We start from the raw sequence: 14,919 nt of genomic DNA, 5'->3' as shown, positions 1-14,919 counted from the left end.
TAAGGAGTTACGCGTGATTTGGAGCGTCGTTCCGGGGCGGCGCGAAGCGTCGAACCCGGAACCTCGAGATTCTCAGGTGCGCAATTGCGCACCGCAGTTCACGCTTCGCGTGCCCCGGAATGACGGAGCAAATAACCTAAGCCCCCGGCAGATCGAGGATGCGCTTGGCGACGATGCCGAGCATCACCTCGCTGGTGCCGCCCTCGATCGAGTTGGCCTTGGTGCGCAGCCAGGCGCGCGCCCGCGCACCGCCCTTCGACCGTTCGCTTTCCCATTCCAGCGCATCGGCGCCGCCCGCCGACATCAGGATCTCGTGGCGGCGCTTGTTGAGCTCGGTGCCGTAATACTTCATCGCCGAAGAGAACGCGGGATGCGACTGGCCGGCCTTGGCGAGATCGACCGCGCGTTCGGCGGCAGCCGACAACGCCGCCTCGTCGATTTCGAAGGTCGATATCTGGCTGCGCAGCATCGAATCTTCCAGCCGCCCCTGCGCGTCGGCGCCGACCGAATCGGCGGCGACCTGGCCGAGCGGCCGGCCGACGCCGCGCTCGCCCATGCCCGATATCATCGCCCGCTCATGCTGCAGCAGATACTTCGCCACATCCCAGCCGCGGTTGACGGCGCCGACCACGTGCGATTTCGGCACCCGAACATTGTCGAAGAAGGTTTCGCAGAACGGCGAATAGCCCGAGATCAGCAGTATCGGCTTGGTCGACACCCCCTTCGAGGCCATGTCGAACAGGATGAAGCTGATGCCGTCATGCTTTTTCGCCGCCGGATCGGTGCGCACCAGGCAGAATATCCAGTCGGCGTAATTGGCATACGACGTCCAGATCTTCTGGCCGTTGATGACGTAGTCGTCGCCGTCGCTGTCGGCGCGGGTCTGCAGCGAGGCGAGGTCGGATCCGGCGTTCGGCTCGGAATAGCCCTGGCACCAGCGGATCAGGCCCGCGGCGATCTTCGGCAGATGCTCCTTCTTCTGCGCCTCGGTGCCGTACTTCAGCAGCGCCGGGCCAAGCATCCAGATGCCGAAGCTCGACAGCGGCGAGCGGGCGCCCATCGCCGCCATCTCCTCGCGCAGAACCTTGTGCTCGGCAGCGTCAAGCCCGCCGCCGCCATACTCCCGCGGCCAGTCCGGCACGGTCCAGCCCTTGTCACGCATCCGCTCGAACCAGACGCGCTGCGGTTCGGAAGAAAATTTGGCGTTGCGACCGCCCCAGAACGTGTCGCCCTCCGAGGTCATCGGCCGCCGCATCTCCGGCGGACAGTTTGCCTCCAGCCAGCCGCGGGTTTCACGGCGAAAATCTTCCAGACCAGACATGTTGGCGTTTCCATGGGATGAGGTTGGGTCAACCTTAGCCTCCGCTTGGCGGAATTCAATATCCATCTCCGCCGCGCCCTGCCGTGGCGGCGGTGGTCACGCCGTCTGATCGGGTGTATCGCAGGACCCGCAACGGTTGGAAAACAAGGGGAAACGGACATGCGGCTGAAGTTGCTTTCGCCTGGCGAAATGAGCGCCGAGCAAAAAGAAACCTATGACGAGTCGATCGCCGGCAAGCGCGGCGCGGCGCCGGCGCCGATGATGGCCTGGCTCAACAGCCCGCAGATGGCGCGGCACGCTACCCGCCTGGGCGAGCAGCTTCGTTTCAACACCATGTTCCCCGCCAAGCTTTCCGAGATTGCGATCCTCGTCACCGCGCGGCACTGGACCTCGCACTACGAATGGTACGCGCACAAACGGCTGGCGCTGGAGGGCGGCATCGACCCCAGGGTGATCGATGACATCCGTGATCGCCGCACGCCCGTGTTCGACGACCCCAGGGCCAGGATGATCTACGACCTCGCCAGATCGCTGCATGAAGGCCACGGCGTCTCCAAACCGCTCTACGATGAGGCGGTACAGGTGCTGACCGAGCGCGGCATCGTCGAAGTGATCGGGCTCTGCGGCTACTACACGATGGTGTCGATGACGCTGAACACGTTCGAGTTTGGGTTGCCGGATGGCGAGATTTCCGACCTTGCGTGAGGTTCCTCCCCCTCTCCCGCTCTTGCGCGGGGAGAGGGTCGGGGTGAGGGGCTCTCTCCGCGAACTGTGATCTCACGATGGACCTGTACCCCCTCACCCGGACTCTACGCTTCGCGTAAAGTCCGACCTCTCCCCGCAAGCGGGGCGAGGTAAGAAAGATACGGAGAAACTATGCCCCAAAATCCACCTGTCATTGCCGGCACCCGGATCGGACATGTCCATCTCAAGGTCGCCGATCTCGACCGTGCGCTCGGCTTCTACTGCGGCGTGCTCGGCTTCGAGGTAATGCAGCGGATGGGGTCTGGCGCTGCGTTCATTTCGGCCGGCGGCTATCACCACCACATCGGCCTCAACACCTGGGAGAGCAAGGGCGGCCATCCGCCTTCACCCGGCACGACCGGGCTGTTTCACACCGCCATTCTCTACCCCACGCGCCCTGCGCTGGCGGACGCGCTCCATCGCGTGATCCAGGCCGGCATTCAGCTCGACGGCGCCAGCGACCACGGCGTCAGCGAAGCGCTTTACCTGCGTGATCCCGACCAGAACGGCGTCGAGCTGTATCGCGACCGCCCGAAGGAAGAGTGGCCACGCGCGCCCGACGGATCGCTCGCGATGTTCACCCAGCGGCTGGATCTGGAGGATTTGCTGCGGCAGCGGGAAGCATGATTTTCGCCGTTATTCCGGGGCGATGCGCAGTATCGAACTACGGGGCGCTCTTGCGCCCCTGAGAATCTCGAGATTCCCCGATGCGCAATCGCGCATCTGAGGTCTGGTGCTAACGCACCAGCCCGGAATGACGAGAACGCCCGCGGATCATGATCAGCACGGCCGCCGTCAACTCGATCGCGACGCAGCCATAGAACGGCAGCGTGTAGCTGCCCGAGAGATCGCGCAGCAGGCCGACGACGCCGGGACCGAACGCGTAAGTGATCTGGTTGATCGCGGTCACCAGGCTGACGAGAACGCCGAACGAGCGCGGATCGAACTCGCGCTGCACGATCAGCGCCGGCAGCGTGATCAGATTGCCGACCGAGAATCCGAACAGCGCGCAGGCGGCGATCAATGCAACGTCATTGTGGGTGTTGATGATGATGATCAGCGCCAACGCCTGGCTGACGAAGGAGATCGACGAGGCCAGCCGCTGGTTGAGCCGGTCGATCACGAACGAGAACAGCACGCGTCCGACCACCGCCATCGCCGTCAGCAACGCCATCGCGAGCGCCGCGCGCTCCCGCCCGATCACCGAATCCAGGAAGGCGATCAGGTGAACGATGAAGCCGACCTGCGCAAACAGCACCAGCGCGAACGCCGACGACACCGAGAGGAAGCCGATGTCGCGAAACGCCCTCGCCCGTATCTGCGTGGACGACGGCGCGTCCGCGGCCTCGACCGCGGTCCCGCCCGAATCGATCGGCGGCCGTCCGACGAGAAGCAGGATCACGGGAACCATCAAGCCGACCATGACGACCGCCGCTGCCGTCATCGCGCCGGGGAAGCCGAAATACCCGATCGCCGCCACCAGCAGGGGAACGCCGATAATGCCGCCGAAGCTGGCGCCGTTCAGCGCCAGGCTGATCGCCATGCCGCGCTTGCGCTCGAACCAGAGGCCGAGCGTCGTGGTGATGATGCCGAGGCTGGTGCCGGCCCAGCCGATCGCCAGCACGGCATTGGCAAGGAACAGTTGCCACGGCTCGCGCACCTGGCCGATGCAGACCGCGGCCGCCGCCATGGCGAGAGTGCCCGCCACCAGGCAGTTGCGCGGGCCGAACGCCTTGATGGCTTCGCTGACGAAGACGACCAGCGCCGCGCCGAACAGATAGAAGAAGGTCGTGCCCGCCGAGATCAGCGAGGTCGGCCAGCCGTGCAGCCGGTGCAGCTCGGCGACATAGACGCTTTGGCCATAGAAACCGAGCCCCCAGCCGAAGGTCGCCAGCAGGAAGCAGACGACGACGATGCGCCAGCCCTGGTAACGGACCGAGGCTTCGTCAATTGGACTTCGATCGGAAGCGTCCAACTCGTTCGCTGCCCTTCTTGGGTTGCTGCATCGTCATGCCCGGCCTGAAGGTAGCAGACGACGCGACCAGATGCTTCGGTGCGGAGCGAACTGTCAGCAGGTGGCGGCTATTTCGACGGGTCGTAGAAGAAGCGCTCGCGAAAGACCCTGTCGCCGCGCAGCCACCTCGATCAACTCCCGACACTATGAAGACGCGCAGACAGGCGATCAACCGACGCAAGCGGGCGCGCGCTATGCGCCCGCGTCACCCTTGCTCGATGGAGCGAAAGCCAGGATCATGTTGTTGGCCGGCATTGGCACGGTTTCGACCAATGCAAGGCCGACGCCCGCCGCGAATGCACTGAGCTCTCCGATGTCGCGCACGCCCCATTCGGCATCCTGCTCGCGCAGGGAGGTGTCGAACACGGCATTGCTCATCGCGGTATGCTTGCCGTCGCGCTTGAAGGGGCCATAGAGAAACAGCCGCCCGTCGGCGCGCAGCGGGCTCGCCGCGCCGGCAAGCAGGCCTTCGGCGACGCGCCATGGCGCGATATGGACGACATTGGCGCAAAATACCGCCAGCAGTTCGGCCGGCCCGCCGCCGCCATGCATCGCCGCGGCCCAGGCGGGATCGGCAAGGTCGATCCGCCGCGGCGGCTGGATGTTCGGCAAGCCGGCATGCGCGCGCCAGGCCGTGATGCTGCTCAGGTGCCGCTCATTGAGATCGCTCGGCCACCAAGTGATGCCGGGGGAGTGGCGGGCGAAATGAACCACATGCTGGCCGGTGCCGCTGCCGACCTCCAGCACGTCGCCCGACTTGCCGGCGAGGAAGGCGCCTAGCACCGCCCAGATCGCTACGTGATTGCGATGGAAGGCGGCTGCATTCATCCGGCCATCCGGTTCTACCGGCTGGTCGCTGCTGCCGAACTCCACCACATCCCGAGCCATTCAATTCGCCCTTGTGACCACAATAGTGCTGAGCGATCGGAGCTGAAGCTACCTCAGATCGCCGCAATAGATCTCCTTCAGCACCTGCAGCAGACGCAATGCGCGCTTGTCGGCAACGCGGTAATGCAGCGTCTGCGAGGCCCGTCGGAACTCCACCAGACCATCGGCGCGCAACTTCGCCAGATGCTGCGACAACGCCGACTGACTGAGCTTTACGACGCCGACCAGTTCCCCGACCGTCATCTCGCCGCGCACGGCAAGAAAACAGAGGATCCGCAGCCGCTTCTCGTTGGCGAGCATTTTAAGGAGCTGGGCGGCGTCGCCAGCCTGCCTCGCCAGCATCTTGAGCGCCGCCGCATCGTCGGCGCCGCGTGCCAGCGGTATCTGTTTGGTTGCCGCCGCCACCGCTCTCATGGTTTTGCTTCCAGCATGGTTTCCGTGCCCGCGAGGCACCCCCATCACATTACCGTATCGCCAGTCATTTAGCATTGACTAATTTAGCTATGGTGCATATCCGTTCAGGAAAGGTGGCCGGCCGCTCAAGCCGTCGGCGACAATCAGGCAAGCCGTCGGCGACATCAGGGATGGCGGGTCAGGAATGGCACTGTTCTCAACCATGATTCGCGCCCTGGCCCTCGCGCTGCTGATCGCCGTGACGACCAGCGCGCGCGCCCAGCAGGCGCCGCTGCAGGACAAGCCCTTTGCCGAGCACAAAATCGTGCTGCAGCTTTCCGACAACGACCCGCGCAAGCAGGGCCTCGTGATCAGCGTCGCCAACAATCTGATGAAATTCTACGGACCGGACAAGGTCGCGGTCGAGATCGTGGCGTTCGGCCCGGGCATCGACCTGCTTCGCCTGGACAATCCCAACCGCAAGGCGGTCGAGAGCCTGGTGTCGCAAGGCGCGCGGGTCGATATCTGCCTCAACACCGTCGATACGCTCGAACGCGACACCGGCCAGCGGCTGGCGTACATTGCCGCGGCGACGCCGGTCCAGGTCGGCGTCGCGCAAATTCTGCTGCTGACCGAGAGCGGCTACACGCTGGTGCGGCCATGATCTTTCGTCAACTGTTCGACAGCGTCTCCGGCACCTACAGCTATCTGCTGGCGAGCCGCGCCGGCGGCGAGGCGCTGATCCTCGACCCCGTGCTTGAGAAGGTCGACCGCTACTGCCAGCTGATGCGCGAGCTCGACCTGCGGCTGGTGAAGGCGATCGACACCCACCTGCACGCCGACCACGTCACGGGCCTCGGCGAACTGCGCGACCGCACCCGCTGCATCACCATCATGGGCGAGCAGAGCAAGGCCGACGTGGTGTCGATGCGGGTGTCCGACGGCGACAAGGTCATGATCGAGGGGCTTGGCCTCGACGTCATGTACACGCCCGGCCACACCGATGATTCCTACAGCTACCTGATGGGCGACCGCGTCTTCACCGGCGACACGCTCCTGATCCGCGGCACCGGCCGCACCGATTTCCAGAACGGCTCGTCGCGCGCGCAATACGAATCGATCTTCAACCGGCTGTTGAAACTGCCCGATGACACCCTGGTATTTCCGGCCCACGACTACAAGGGCGACACGGTTTCCACCATCGGCGAGGAGCGGCGCTACAATCCGCGCCTTCAGGTGCGCTCGGTCGACGAATATATCGAGCTGATGGCCAATCTGAAGCTGCCGAACCCGAAGATGATGGACGTGGCCGTGCCCGCCAACATGCATGTCGGCCTGCACCAGGACGAGTTGGCAAAGCAGGGGCTTGCGCTCAGCGCCCGCGACGCCATCGCGAGCCTCGGCCAACCAGACATCCTGCTGGTCGATCTGCGCGAGGCCGGCGAACGCGCCAAGCACGGCATGATCGCGGGCGCGCTGCATGCGCCCTACCCCGCGATCGGCGAAAGCCTCAAGCCCGGCGGCATGCTGCGCGAGGTCGCCGCGGCGACCGGCCGACGCGTGGTGTTCTTCTGCGCGTTCGGCGAACGCTCGGCGATGGCGGTTGACGCCGCCAGGAGTGCGGGCCTTGCCAATACCGCGCATATCGAAGGCGGCATCGACGCCTGGAAGAAGGCCGGCGGCCCGGTGGTTGCGGGGTGAGAAGTCCGTAGGGTGGGCAAGGGCGCGCTTGCGCCATGCCCACCATCTATCAACACATTCGCTCGGGATGGTGGGCACGCTTCGCTTTGCCCACCCTACGAGAGCTACTGGAAGTTACGGCCCAACCCGTTTCAGTTCTGCCGCCAGCGCGTCCAGCGCTTCCGCCAGCATCACGCCGCCGCACTCCATCATGCGTTCGGGGATCACGATGCGCTTGGCCGGCGGATAGAAGCGCTGCAGCGCCGGGTGCAGCAGGAACGCCTGGCCGTCATCGCTGGCATGATCGCCGGCCTGAGCCACCACGATGAAGTCGGGGCGAAGACTGACGATCGCCTCCAGCGAGGCAAATCCGCCTGAGGTGAAGCCGAGATCGCCGGCCGCGTTCGATAGACCTGCTTCCGTCAGCAGCGACGAGACAAAGCTTTCGCTGCCCGCCACCCAGCCGCGCCGGGACACCGGCAGCACGCGAAAACGCCGCTCCGCCGCGGCGCGACGCGCCCGCGCCAGCGCCGCGTCAAGCCGGGCGATTTCCGCCGCCGCGCGATCGGGATGGCCGATCAGGTCGCCGGCTTGGCGGATCTGGTGCCTGGCTTCGGCGAGGGTGCGCGGCACCGCGAGTTCGGCGAGGCGAAGCCCCTTGGCCTTCAGCAACTCCCGTGTCGAACGCTTGTCGAACAGGCTCGCCACGACGATGTCGGGCCGTATCAGCAACACGTCCTCGGCCCCGCCGGACAGAACCGGATAGCGCCTGACGTCGCCAGCCGCCGGGGATTGCCAGCCGTCGCGCGCGAACCGGCTCAGCCCCAAAATCTGCCCGGGATCGGCGAGCGCCAGCAGCAATTGGTCGGTGCAGACATTCATCGAAATCAGGCGCGGCAGACCGGCGGCGGGCGCCGGATCGACCACCAGCGACAGCGCCGCGACCGCGACCAGGGCTGCGAACCGCGTCCGCATCACAGCTCCGCCCACGGCACGATCACCGCCTCGCGCTGGTATTCGGCGCGATAGGCGCTGATCCGGAACACCTCCGCCATCACCCGCTCCGACAGCGCCTGCATCGGCGCGCCCTGCGACGCCAGCCGGCCTTCGCAGAGCACCAGCACCTGGTCGGCGAACCGCGCCGCCAGCCCGAGATCGTGCGTCACCACCACGACCAGCACGCCGCTGTCGGCGGTTGCGCGCAGGTTCTTCATGACGTCGATCTGGTGCCGCGGATCGAGCGAGGCGGTCGGCTCGTCGGCCAGGATCACCGGCGCTTCCACCGCCAGCACGCGGGCCAGCGCGACGCGGCTGCGCTCGCCCCCCGACAATTCGGTGACGCGGCGCCCGCCGAACGCCATCACGTCCATCGCCTGCATCGCGCGCAACACCGCCTCGGCATCCGCCGGCGACAGCCGCGCCGGATCGGTAGCACCATGCGGGTAGCGGCCGAGCGCCACGATGTCGCGCGCCGGCAGCGGCCAGTGCATCACGTGCCCCTGCGGCAGATAGCCAAACCGCCTGGCGCGTTCGCGCAGCGGCAGCGACGGCAGCGCCTCGCCGCCGATCTCGATCCCGCCTTCGGACGGGATCAGCCCCGCCAGCGCCCGCAACAGCGTAGTCTTGCCGGCGCCGTTCGGGCCGACCAGCGCCACCAGCTGCCGCGGCGGCAGCGCCAGCGAAACGTCCTTCAGCACGGCGCGGCCCGAGAGCGTCACGGCGAGGCCTCGGGCGCTGAGAAGAGCTTTCCCGCTCATGCGATGCCCCCGCTGAGCGCGCGGCGCTCGCGCATGATCAGATAGAGGAAGAACGGCACCCCGATGATCGAGGTCAGCACGCCGACCTTGATGTCGGAGGTCGAGGGAATGATGCGCACCGCGATATCGGCCGCCAGCAGCAGCGCCGATCCGGCCAGCGCGCTCGGCGCCAGCAGCCGCCCCGGATCGTGACCGACCAGCGGCCGCATCAGATGCGGCGCGACCAGGCCGATGAAGCCGATGGTGCCTGTCACGGCGACCGCGCCGCCGACGCCGAGCGCCACGCCCGAAATCACCAGCAGCCGCAAGCGGGCGACATCGACGCCGAGGCTTTGCGCGGCCTCCTCGCCAAGGCTGAGCGCGCGAAACGCATGGCGCTGGCTGAACAGCATGACGGCGCCGGCGACGATGAACGGCAGCGCCAGCATGACATGCTCAAAGCTGCGGTCCTCCAGCGAACCGAGCAGCCAGAACGCGATCTCCAGCACCACGAAAGGATTGCTGGAAAGGTTCATCACCAGCGCGGTGGCGGCGCCGGCAAAGCTCGAAATCGCCAGCCCGGAGAGAATGAGAATAAGAAGCCCGGCATTGCGGCCGGCGATCGTGAGCAACGCGAATACCGAGCCGAAGGCGGCGATGATCGCCGCGACCGGCAGCGCATAGGAGCGCACGTCGGCCAATCCGAGCGCGATCACCAGCACCGCGCCAAAGGCGGCCGATTGCGGCGCGCCGAACAGGGACGGCGAGGCCAGCGGGTTGCGCAGCAGGCCCTGCAGCGCCGCCCCTGACAGCCCGAGAATGGCGCCGATCGAAAGCGCCAGCAGCGTTCGCGGCAGGCGGATTTCCCGCACGATGATCTGGGCGACGTCGCTGCCGCCGCCGAGCAGCGCTTCCACGACGGCGAGGGGCGACAGCCGCACCGGCCCGACGCCGAGCGAGGTCAGCGTCAGCAGCACGACGAGCGCGGCAATCGCCGCCGTTGCGCCGATGCGCCGCCGCGCGGCGATCTCGTCGGTCAAGGTAACGGCCTGAACGCTCATCGGTATCCTCAAGCAGCCTCCCGCGCCGGGGCAATGGTTCGGGCTTAACTGCTCTTGCGGCAGAAAGGGCGCACTCGTCCAGTGGGGATCGTCCGCCATCGCGATCGGGATTGACTCCCGCCTTGACAAACTCCTACGGTGCTCGCCGACGGTTCCCTGTCCGGGGATCAAAAGGGAATGCGGTGCGGGGGTCCATCCCCAATTCCGCGGCTGCCCCCGCAACTGTAAGCGGCGAATCCTTTGTCATAGGCCACTGGGAATCTCGGTCCTGGGAAGGCGACAAGGGGTAGCGACCCGCGAGCCAGGAGACCTGCCGTCAGCCGTGGTCACACGCGAAGATGTCGGTCGGGGAGTACAGACATTAGCTTCACCGCTCGCGCAAGCGATGGTGGGACTTGGTTCGCTGTGACGTGCCACTGACGTCATACCGAGGTTTAGAACCATGTCTTCCGTCGTCAACGCCGCTCAGCGGCACCGCCGCTATTGGCTTGCCTCCAGTTTGCTTGCATCGACCATGTCGCTGGGAATTTGCGGCGCTCATGCGCAGCAAATACCGATCGATCAACTGCCGCCCATCGAAGTCAGGCCGCCCGCGGACCAGAACCGGACCCGCGCCAGGCCCACCCATGACGAAGGCGCGGGTGCGCGCCGCACCGCGCCCGCGGCTGCGCCGGCGACCGGCACCAATGCCGCACCGAACGTCTCAGCAGCGACAGGCGGTGGCGGCCAGCAATTTTCGGGCATCGTCGGCGCGTCGGCGACCGTGATCAGCGCCGAGGAGATCGCGCATTCGCCAGCCCAAACCCTCGCGGAAATCATCGCCCAGGTGCCCGGCGTACAACTGAAGAGCTTGTTTGGCGGCGTCAACGGCGCCAGGACCAGCGTCGATCTCCGCGGCTTCGGCGCCTTTGCGACCGCCAACAGCCTGGTGCTGATCAACGGCCGAAGGCTCAACGACATCGATATGGCCGGCGTTGATTTTTCGACCATTCCGCGCGATTCGATCGAGCGCATCGAAATCACCCGCGGCAACAGCGGCGCCGTGCTGTACGGCGATAACGCCGTCGGCGGCGTCATCAACATTGTCCTGAAGAACGGCGTCGGCCGTCCGCCGGTTGCGATCCGCGCCGAGACCGGCGTCGGATCGTTCAACCAGCGCATGGCCTCGGTTTCGACCGCGCTGAGTTCAGGCCCTTGGTCGACGTCGTTCTATGGCAATGCCATCAAGTCCGACGGTTACCGGGTCAACAACGCGCTCGACCAGCGCAACGGGGTCGGCAATCTCAACTACACCACGCCCGGCCTCTCCGCCTTCCTGACGCTGTCAGGCGACGACCAGAAGCTCGGCTTCCCCGGCGGCCGGCTGGTCGATCCCTCCATCGGCCTGAACCAGATCGTCACCGATCGCCGCGGCACCAGAACGCCGTTCGATTACGGCAACCAGCAGGGCGCCAGCGCCACCGCCGGCTTCACCAAGACCTTGTGGAACGGCGTTGATCTCATCATCGACGGCGGGGTGCGCGACAAGAAGCAGCAGGCCGGGTTCTTTGGCCTGTTACCGACAGTCCCGTTCAGCTATGTCGACAGCCAACTGCAGACCTGGTCGATCACGCCCCGATTGAGCATCAAGAACATGGCCTTCGGATTGCCGTCGGCCGTCCTGACCGGCGTCGACTATTACGACGCGACCTACCATTCGGCACGTCCGCAATCGAAGGGCGCGGCGCCGATCCATGTCTATGACCTGCAGCAACAAACGATAGCCGGCTACTGGCAGCAGACCGTTGGACTATTGCCGACCACCGACTTTTCGTATGGCGGTCGGCTTCAACACACCAGCCTCAGCGCCAGGGACCGTTACAATCCCTTCGCGCCTGGCGCTTTCAGCGCTGAAGCAAGCCCACTTGATAACAACGAAACCCAGCACGCGCTGCACATCGGAATCGAGCATCGCCTCAACCATGTACTCGCTGTGTTCGGCCGCGCGGCGCGCGCGTTTCGGACGCCCAATGTCGATGAACGGGTCTCTTCCGGACCGGCCTTCGATCCGTTCTTCACTCCCCTTCCCGGCACCTTCCGGCTGAAGACCCAGACCTCTCACGACGTCGAGGCCGGATTCCGCATCAAGAGCGGTGGCTTCCAGATGCAATCCAGCATCTACACCATGGACATCGAGAACGAGATCCATTTCATCCCCGCGCTGTTCTACAACGTCAACCTCGATCCGACCCGCCGCTACGGCTCCGAGACCAGCGCTTCGCTGCGCGTCAGCGACAGCGTGCTGTTGCGCGGCGGCGTGGCCTATACCCGCGCCATGTTCCGCGAGGGACCGTTTGCGGGCAACGACGTTCCGCTGGTGTCGCGCTATACCGCCAGCGGCGGCGTGAGCTGGCACATCTGGAAGGATTACCTCGTTGCGGACGCCACCGTGCGCGCCTGGAGCGAACGCGTCATGGACAACGACCAGGCGAACATCCGGCGTCGCATCCCCGCCGACGCGACCGTGGATTTCAAGCTGAGCGGCGCTTACGAACGCTTCTTCTGGTCGCTGAGCGTGAACAATGTATTCAACGCGCTGTACTACGACTACGCGATTGCCAGTTCGTTCACGCCCGGCCGCTTTTCGGCCTATCCGCTGCCGGGCCGGACCTACATGGTGAAGGCCGGCGCGACCTTCTGACCGGACGGCCGGTCCCGGCGCGATGCCGGCCGGCTTGTCCCGACGTGGCGAAACGGTATTCTCCTGGGCGCAAGCCCGAGGGGATGCCGACCCATGTCCGATCTCGTCCCGCCGCGCGGGCAACGATGACGACCGCCGCCACCGATCTGCTGCATCGGGAAATATCCGATCCCGATACGCAATGGAGCCTCGGCACTTTCGGCGCCATCGCCGAATTCGCGCGCGACCGTGACGAACCGGTGCGCCTCTTCGAATCCGCCGAGGCCATCTCAGCCGTGACGCCGCGCGGCGGCATTGTCCTCAAATCCCATCCCGCGAGCCGGCCGTTCGCCTCCGAGGGCGTGACCCGAACCGGCTGGAGCCAACGGATCGCGCTTTGCCTTCCGCTGGACGATTGCGCCATGAACAGGCGCGGCGTGCTCACGGAAATCGGCCCCGATCATCAGGCGCCGAGCGAGGAAGACCGGGAGTCGGTGCTGTTCGACCTTGGCCTCGGCGCGCGGCAGGTCGATTGCTGCGTCCGCGTCCGCGTCCGCGACCGCAGCCTCGCCTCGCGGCTGCGCGAACACGCGGGCCGCGCCGTGTTCGATCCGGGCAATCCCGCGATGGGAATGATCCTGCAAGCCAGCCCGCATCGCGTCTTCATCGGCCGGCTCGGCCGCATCGAAGTCTATCAGACGATCCCGCCGCCGACGGGCAGGAGCCCGGAGGGCCCCCATACCCATGTGCTGCCGAGGCTTCTCAAAAGCGGGCGAACCCACCCGGCCACCGAGCCTGTTCCCGAAGGCCTGGTTCCCTGCGCGCATCTTTATCCGCCGCATCCCGCGCGCGATGGCCTTGGCGAAATCCGCCCGTTCGAGGCGATGCGGCATCATGCCTTCCAGCGAATGATGGCTGAGTTCGGCGATCCCCTGACACTGGCGGTCAAACGCCGCGTGGTCGATGCGGTGCTGGCCGCCGAACCGCCTTCGGCGATTGCCGGCGACCGTCATGGTCGAACCAGCATCCGCATCGCCTTGCGGCAATTGAAGGCCGCAGGCCATTCCTCGGCAACGCTGGACGCCTGGCTCGACAGCTTTGACCAAGCCGGTTCCGACGAGGGCGATAGCGAGGCAGGCGTTCACCCCGCCGGCTGATTTTGGCCCGAAAGCGGGCTGTTCCGGGCCGAAAATAACGTCCTTCCACGCCCGATCCGTGGTAAACGGGCCACAGATCGTCCGGAGATAACAGTCGTGATTTCAGGGGTATAAGATGAACGATGAACCGAAGAGTGCCGCCGAAATGAAGGAGATCCGGCTACATCGCAAGCGCACCCAGGAAGTCGAAGGCGTCAAGGCGATGGCCGAAATCGCCGCGGCGGATGTGGCGATCCGCAAACGAACCGAAAAACTGCGCGCGCTCCGTCTCGCCAAGGAAGCCGCCGACCGCGAAAACCCGCCAGAGCCGCCTGCCAAGGTCAAGCGCAAGGCGAAGACAGTGAAAAAAGGCTGACCCAATGACCAAAGAGGATCGCGACCGCGCCCAGGCGCGCATGGACAAGGTGACAAGGGCCGCGCTGGACGCGAGATCCGGCAAGGCCGACCGCGACGCCACCTCCAGGGCCGTGCTCGACAATATGGCGAAACTGAAGGCGTTGCGGCTCGCGCGCGAAGCATCGACGCCGCCGAGCACCCCCGCCGTCAAGAAGTCGCGCGCCAAATCAAAGCGGCCGGACGACAAGAGCCCGGCGCTGTCCGATTGGCTGGTGGGCCAGCAAAGCGGAGGCCGCCGCACCTGAACTCTGCTGCGCCGTCACGCAAAGCTCGCTCTTGGATTCCGGGGCGCGTTAAGCCCCGCCCGGCCAATCGATCAGCGATCGCGTCTTGTTCTCGGCATCGTAGACTTGGACCTGAAGCATCTGAAACCGGCTTTTCAGGGCCATGCCGGCGGCCTCGGCCGCTTCGACCGTCTCATGACGTGATTTGAAATGACCATCCACGACCAGCGAATAGCCGCTGGTCGGCGCCTTGTCGGCGCGGACGATCTGGCGCGGCTGCGGCTCCTCCGCCGCGATCCGGGGCTTCTTCATGCTGGCTCCGTGGGAAGGCCCTTGGGACTGAACGCCGCAGAAAGGGCAGAGTGAAATTTGCGGGCCGCGCTAGGATGCCGGCCGACTCGATCAGGCTGGGCGTTACCCCAACTCGGCCCGCAGAGCAACGCCGCATCCTCATACGAAAAAGGAATCACATGGGCGGACCGGGCAAGAAGAGCGAGCCTCCGAAACAAGGCGACGACAAACCGAACAAGCCGGCGCGAATCCCGGTCGAGGATGATGACTTTGACTATGAGGACGGCGACATCGCGACGCCCAAGCGCGACCGCACCGGTAACGACAATGAGCCGCTATAGTTTGCGCCGACCCG

17 protein-coding genes and 1 riboswitch are annotated in these 14,919 nt (G+C 65.7%); of the genes, 9 read left to right on the top strand and 8 right to left on the bottom strand.

Annotation, left to right across the window (positions count from 1 at the left end):
- Positions 1-136 precede the first annotated feature (136 nt).
- A complete protein-coding gene (locus Q0D31_RS10325; RefSeq protein ID WP_291849455.1) occupies positions 137-1,321 on the bottom strand; it encodes an acyl-CoA dehydrogenase family protein in 1,185 nt (394 codons plus the stop codon).
- A 159-nt stretch (positions 1,322-1,480) separates the two neighbouring features.
- Here Q0D31_RS10325 and Q0D31_RS10320 point away from each other — a divergent pair, with 159 nt between their 5' ends.
- Positions 1,481-2,026 (top strand): carboxymuconolactone decarboxylase family protein, encoded by a 546-nt coding sequence (locus Q0D31_RS10320; protein ID WP_291849452.1) that lies wholly within the window; start codon positions 1,481-1,483, stop codon positions 2,024-2,026.
- Between the two features lie 171 nt (positions 2,027-2,197).
- Positions 2,198-2,692 carry a VOC family protein gene (locus tag Q0D31_RS10315; RefSeq protein WP_291849449.1) on the top strand — a complete coding sequence of 165 codons (495 nt, stop codon included), beginning with the start codon at positions 2,198-2,200 and terminating at the stop codon, positions 2,690-2,692.
- 109 nt (positions 2,693-2,801) lie between these two features.
- Here Q0D31_RS10315 and Q0D31_RS10310 read toward each other — a convergent pair whose 3' ends face one another.
- The 3 genes from Q0D31_RS10310 to Q0D31_RS10300 form a co-directional block, all read right to left on the bottom strand.
- Positions 2,802-4,040, bottom strand: a complete 1,239-nt coding sequence (locus tag Q0D31_RS10310; RefSeq protein WP_291849446.1) for an MFS transporter — start codon at positions 4,038-4,040, stop codon at positions 2,802-2,804.
- A gap of 231 nt (positions 4,041-4,271) precedes the next feature.
- Positions 4,272-4,967 (bottom strand): DUF938 domain-containing protein, encoded by a 696-nt coding sequence (locus Q0D31_RS10305; RefSeq protein ID WP_291849442.1) that lies wholly within the window; start codon positions 4,965-4,967, stop codon positions 4,272-4,274.
- Between the two features lie 48 nt (positions 4,968-5,015).
- Positions 5,016-5,309 carry a metalloregulator ArsR/SmtB family transcription factor gene (locus Q0D31_RS10300; RefSeq protein WP_291849888.1) on the bottom strand — a complete coding sequence of 98 codons (294 nt, stop codon included), beginning with the start codon at positions 5,307-5,309 and terminating at the stop codon, positions 5,016-5,018.
- 274 nt (positions 5,310-5,583) lie between these two features.
- Between Q0D31_RS10300 and Q0D31_RS10295 the strand changes: the two genes are divergently transcribed.
- Together Q0D31_RS10295 and Q0D31_RS10290 are read left to right on the top strand one after the other, a co-directional pair.
- Positions 5,584-6,024 (top strand): hypothetical protein, encoded by a 441-nt coding sequence (locus tag Q0D31_RS10295; protein WP_291849885.1) that lies wholly within the window; start codon positions 5,584-5,586, stop codon positions 6,022-6,024.
- Positions 6,021-7,061, top strand: coding sequence for an MBL fold metallo-hydrolase (locus Q0D31_RS10290; protein WP_291849439.1), 1,041 nt, complete (start codon positions 6,021-6,023; stop codon positions 7,059-7,061). Before Q0D31_RS10295 ends, Q0D31_RS10290 begins: the two co-directional genes overlap by 4 nt.
- 114 nt (positions 7,062-7,175) lie before the next feature.
- On the opposite strand, the gene Q0D31_RS10285 is transcribed toward Q0D31_RS10290, so the two are convergent.
- From Q0D31_RS10285 to Q0D31_RS10275, 3 genes are read right to left on the bottom strand one after another with little or no spacing between them, the layout of a single operon-like run.
- Entirely contained in the window at positions 7,176-8,015 is an 840-nt protein-coding gene (locus Q0D31_RS10285; RefSeq protein WP_291849436.1) for an ABC transporter substrate-binding protein, read from the bottom strand.
- A complete protein-coding gene (locus tag Q0D31_RS10280; RefSeq protein ID WP_291849433.1) occupies positions 8,015-8,797 on the bottom strand; it encodes an ABC transporter ATP-binding protein in 783 nt (260 codons plus the stop codon). The genes Q0D31_RS10285 and Q0D31_RS10280 overlap by 1 nt, the downstream gene beginning before the upstream one ends.
- Positions 8,794-9,837, bottom strand: coding sequence for an iron ABC transporter permease (locus Q0D31_RS10275; RefSeq protein ID WP_291849430.1), 1,044 nt, complete (start codon positions 9,835-9,837; stop codon positions 8,794-8,796). The genes Q0D31_RS10280 and Q0D31_RS10275 overlap by 4 nt, the downstream gene beginning before the upstream one ends.
- A gap of 132 nt (positions 9,838-9,969) precedes the next feature.
- Positions 9,970-10,170, top strand: a riboswitch (cobalamin riboswitch).
- A 109-nt stretch (positions 10,171-10,279) separates the two neighbouring features.
- Between Q0D31_RS10275 and Q0D31_RS10270 the strand changes: the two genes are divergently transcribed.
- The 4 genes from Q0D31_RS10270 to Q0D31_RS10255 all read left to right on the top strand — a co-directional run bounded on the left by Q0D31_RS10270 (position 10,280) and on the right by Q0D31_RS10255 (position 14,294).
- Positions 10,280-12,517: a TonB-dependent receptor gene (locus tag Q0D31_RS10270; RefSeq protein ID WP_291849427.1), complete on the top strand. Its 2,238-nt coding sequence runs from the start codon at positions 10,280-10,282 to the stop codon at positions 12,515-12,517.
- Between the two features lie 125 nt (positions 12,518-12,642).
- Positions 12,643-13,653 (top strand): hypothetical protein, encoded by a 1,011-nt coding sequence (locus tag Q0D31_RS10265; protein WP_291849424.1) that lies wholly within the window; start codon positions 12,643-12,645, stop codon positions 13,651-13,653.
- A gap of 115 nt (positions 13,654-13,768) precedes the next feature.
- Positions 13,769-14,008: a transcriptional regulator gene (locus Q0D31_RS10260; protein WP_291849422.1), complete on the top strand. Its 240-nt coding sequence runs from the start codon at positions 13,769-13,771 to the stop codon at positions 14,006-14,008.
- 4 nt (positions 14,009-14,012) lie between these two features.
- A complete protein-coding gene (locus tag Q0D31_RS10255) occupies positions 14,013-14,294 on the top strand; it encodes a hypothetical protein (RefSeq protein WP_291849419.1) in 282 nt (93 codons plus the stop codon).
- Positions 14,295-14,342: 48 nt separating this feature from the next.
- On the opposite strand, the gene Q0D31_RS10250 is transcribed toward Q0D31_RS10255, so the two are convergent.
- Positions 14,343-14,585 (bottom strand): hypothetical protein, encoded by a 243-nt coding sequence (locus tag Q0D31_RS10250; RefSeq protein ID WP_291849417.1) that lies wholly within the window; start codon positions 14,583-14,585, stop codon positions 14,343-14,345.
- 158 nt (positions 14,586-14,743) lie between these two features.
- Between Q0D31_RS10250 and Q0D31_RS10245 the strand changes: the two genes are divergently transcribed.
- Positions 14,744-14,905: a hypothetical protein gene (locus Q0D31_RS10245; protein ID WP_291849414.1), complete on the top strand. Its 162-nt coding sequence runs from the start codon at positions 14,744-14,746 to the stop codon at positions 14,903-14,905.
- The last annotated feature ends 14 nt before the right edge of the window (positions 14,906-14,919 follow it).

Source organism: Bradyrhizobium sp. (assembly GCF_022844465.1).
In the GTDB taxonomy this organism is placed as follows: domain Bacteria; phylum Pseudomonadota; class Alphaproteobacteria; order Rhizobiales; family Xanthobacteraceae; genus Bradyrhizobium.
Note: the sequence above shows the minus strand (reverse complement) of the source record. Positions and strands in the feature narration are given on the sequence as shown.

What these genes read in the sequence shown, in the direction of transcription:
- Q0D31_RS10245 (WP_291849414.1), top strand. Translation starts at nt 14,744, where the DNA reads ATGGGCGGACCGGGCAAGAAGAGCGAGCCTCCGAAACAAGGCGACGAC.
- Q0D31_RS10270 (WP_291849427.1), top strand. Translation starts at nt 10,280, where the DNA reads ATGTCTTCCGTCGTCAACGCCGCTCAGCGGCACCGCCGCTATTGGCTT.
- Q0D31_RS10305 (WP_291849442.1), bottom strand. Translation starts at nt 4,967, where the DNA reads ATGGCTCGGGATGTGGTGGAGTTCGGCAGCAGCGACCAGCCGGTAGAA.
- Q0D31_RS10295 (WP_291849885.1), top strand. Translation starts at nt 5,584, where the DNA reads ATGATTCGCGCCCTGGCCCTCGCGCTGCTGATCGCCGTGACGACCAGC.
- Q0D31_RS10315 (WP_291849449.1), top strand. Translation starts at nt 2,198, where the DNA reads ATGCCCCAAAATCCACCTGTCATTGCCGGCACCCGGATCGGACATGTC.
- Q0D31_RS10325 (WP_291849455.1), bottom strand. Translation starts at nt 1,321, where the DNA reads ATGTCTGGTCTGGAAGATTTTCGCCGTGAAACCCGCGGCTGGCTGGAG.
- Q0D31_RS10285 (WP_291849436.1), bottom strand. Translation starts at nt 8,015, where the DNA reads ATGCGGACGCGGTTCGCAGCCCTGGTCGCGGTCGCGGCGCTGTCGCTG.
- Q0D31_RS10290 (WP_291849439.1), top strand. Translation starts at nt 6,021, where the DNA reads ATGATCTTTCGTCAACTGTTCGACAGCGTCTCCGGCACCTACAGCTAT.
- Q0D31_RS10265 (WP_291849424.1), top strand. Translation starts at nt 12,643, where the DNA reads ATGACGACCGCCGCCACCGATCTGCTGCATCGGGAAATATCCGATCCC.
- Q0D31_RS10260 (WP_291849422.1), top strand. Translation starts at nt 13,769, where the DNA reads ATGAACGATGAACCGAAGAGTGCCGCCGAAATGAAGGAGATCCGGCTA.
- Q0D31_RS10255 (WP_291849419.1), top strand. Translation starts at nt 14,013, where the DNA reads ATGACCAAAGAGGATCGCGACCGCGCCCAGGCGCGCATGGACAAGGTG.
- Q0D31_RS10320 (WP_291849452.1), top strand. Translation starts at nt 1,481, where the DNA reads ATGCGGCTGAAGTTGCTTTCGCCTGGCGAAATGAGCGCCGAGCAAAAA.
- Q0D31_RS10300 (WP_291849888.1), bottom strand. Translation starts at nt 5,309, where the DNA reads ATGCTGGCGAGGCAGGCTGGCGACGCCGCCCAGCTCCTTAAAATGCTC.
- Q0D31_RS10280 (WP_291849433.1), bottom strand. Translation starts at nt 8,797, where the DNA reads ATGAGCGGGAAAGCTCTTCTCAGCGCCCGAGGCCTCGCCGTGACGCTC.
- Q0D31_RS10275 (WP_291849430.1), bottom strand. Translation starts at nt 9,837, where the DNA reads ATGAGCGTTCAGGCCGTTACCTTGACCGACGAGATCGCCGCGCGGCGG.
- Q0D31_RS10250 (WP_291849417.1), bottom strand. Translation starts at nt 14,585, where the DNA reads ATGAAGAAGCCCCGGATCGCGGCGGAGGAGCCGCAGCCGCGCCAGATC.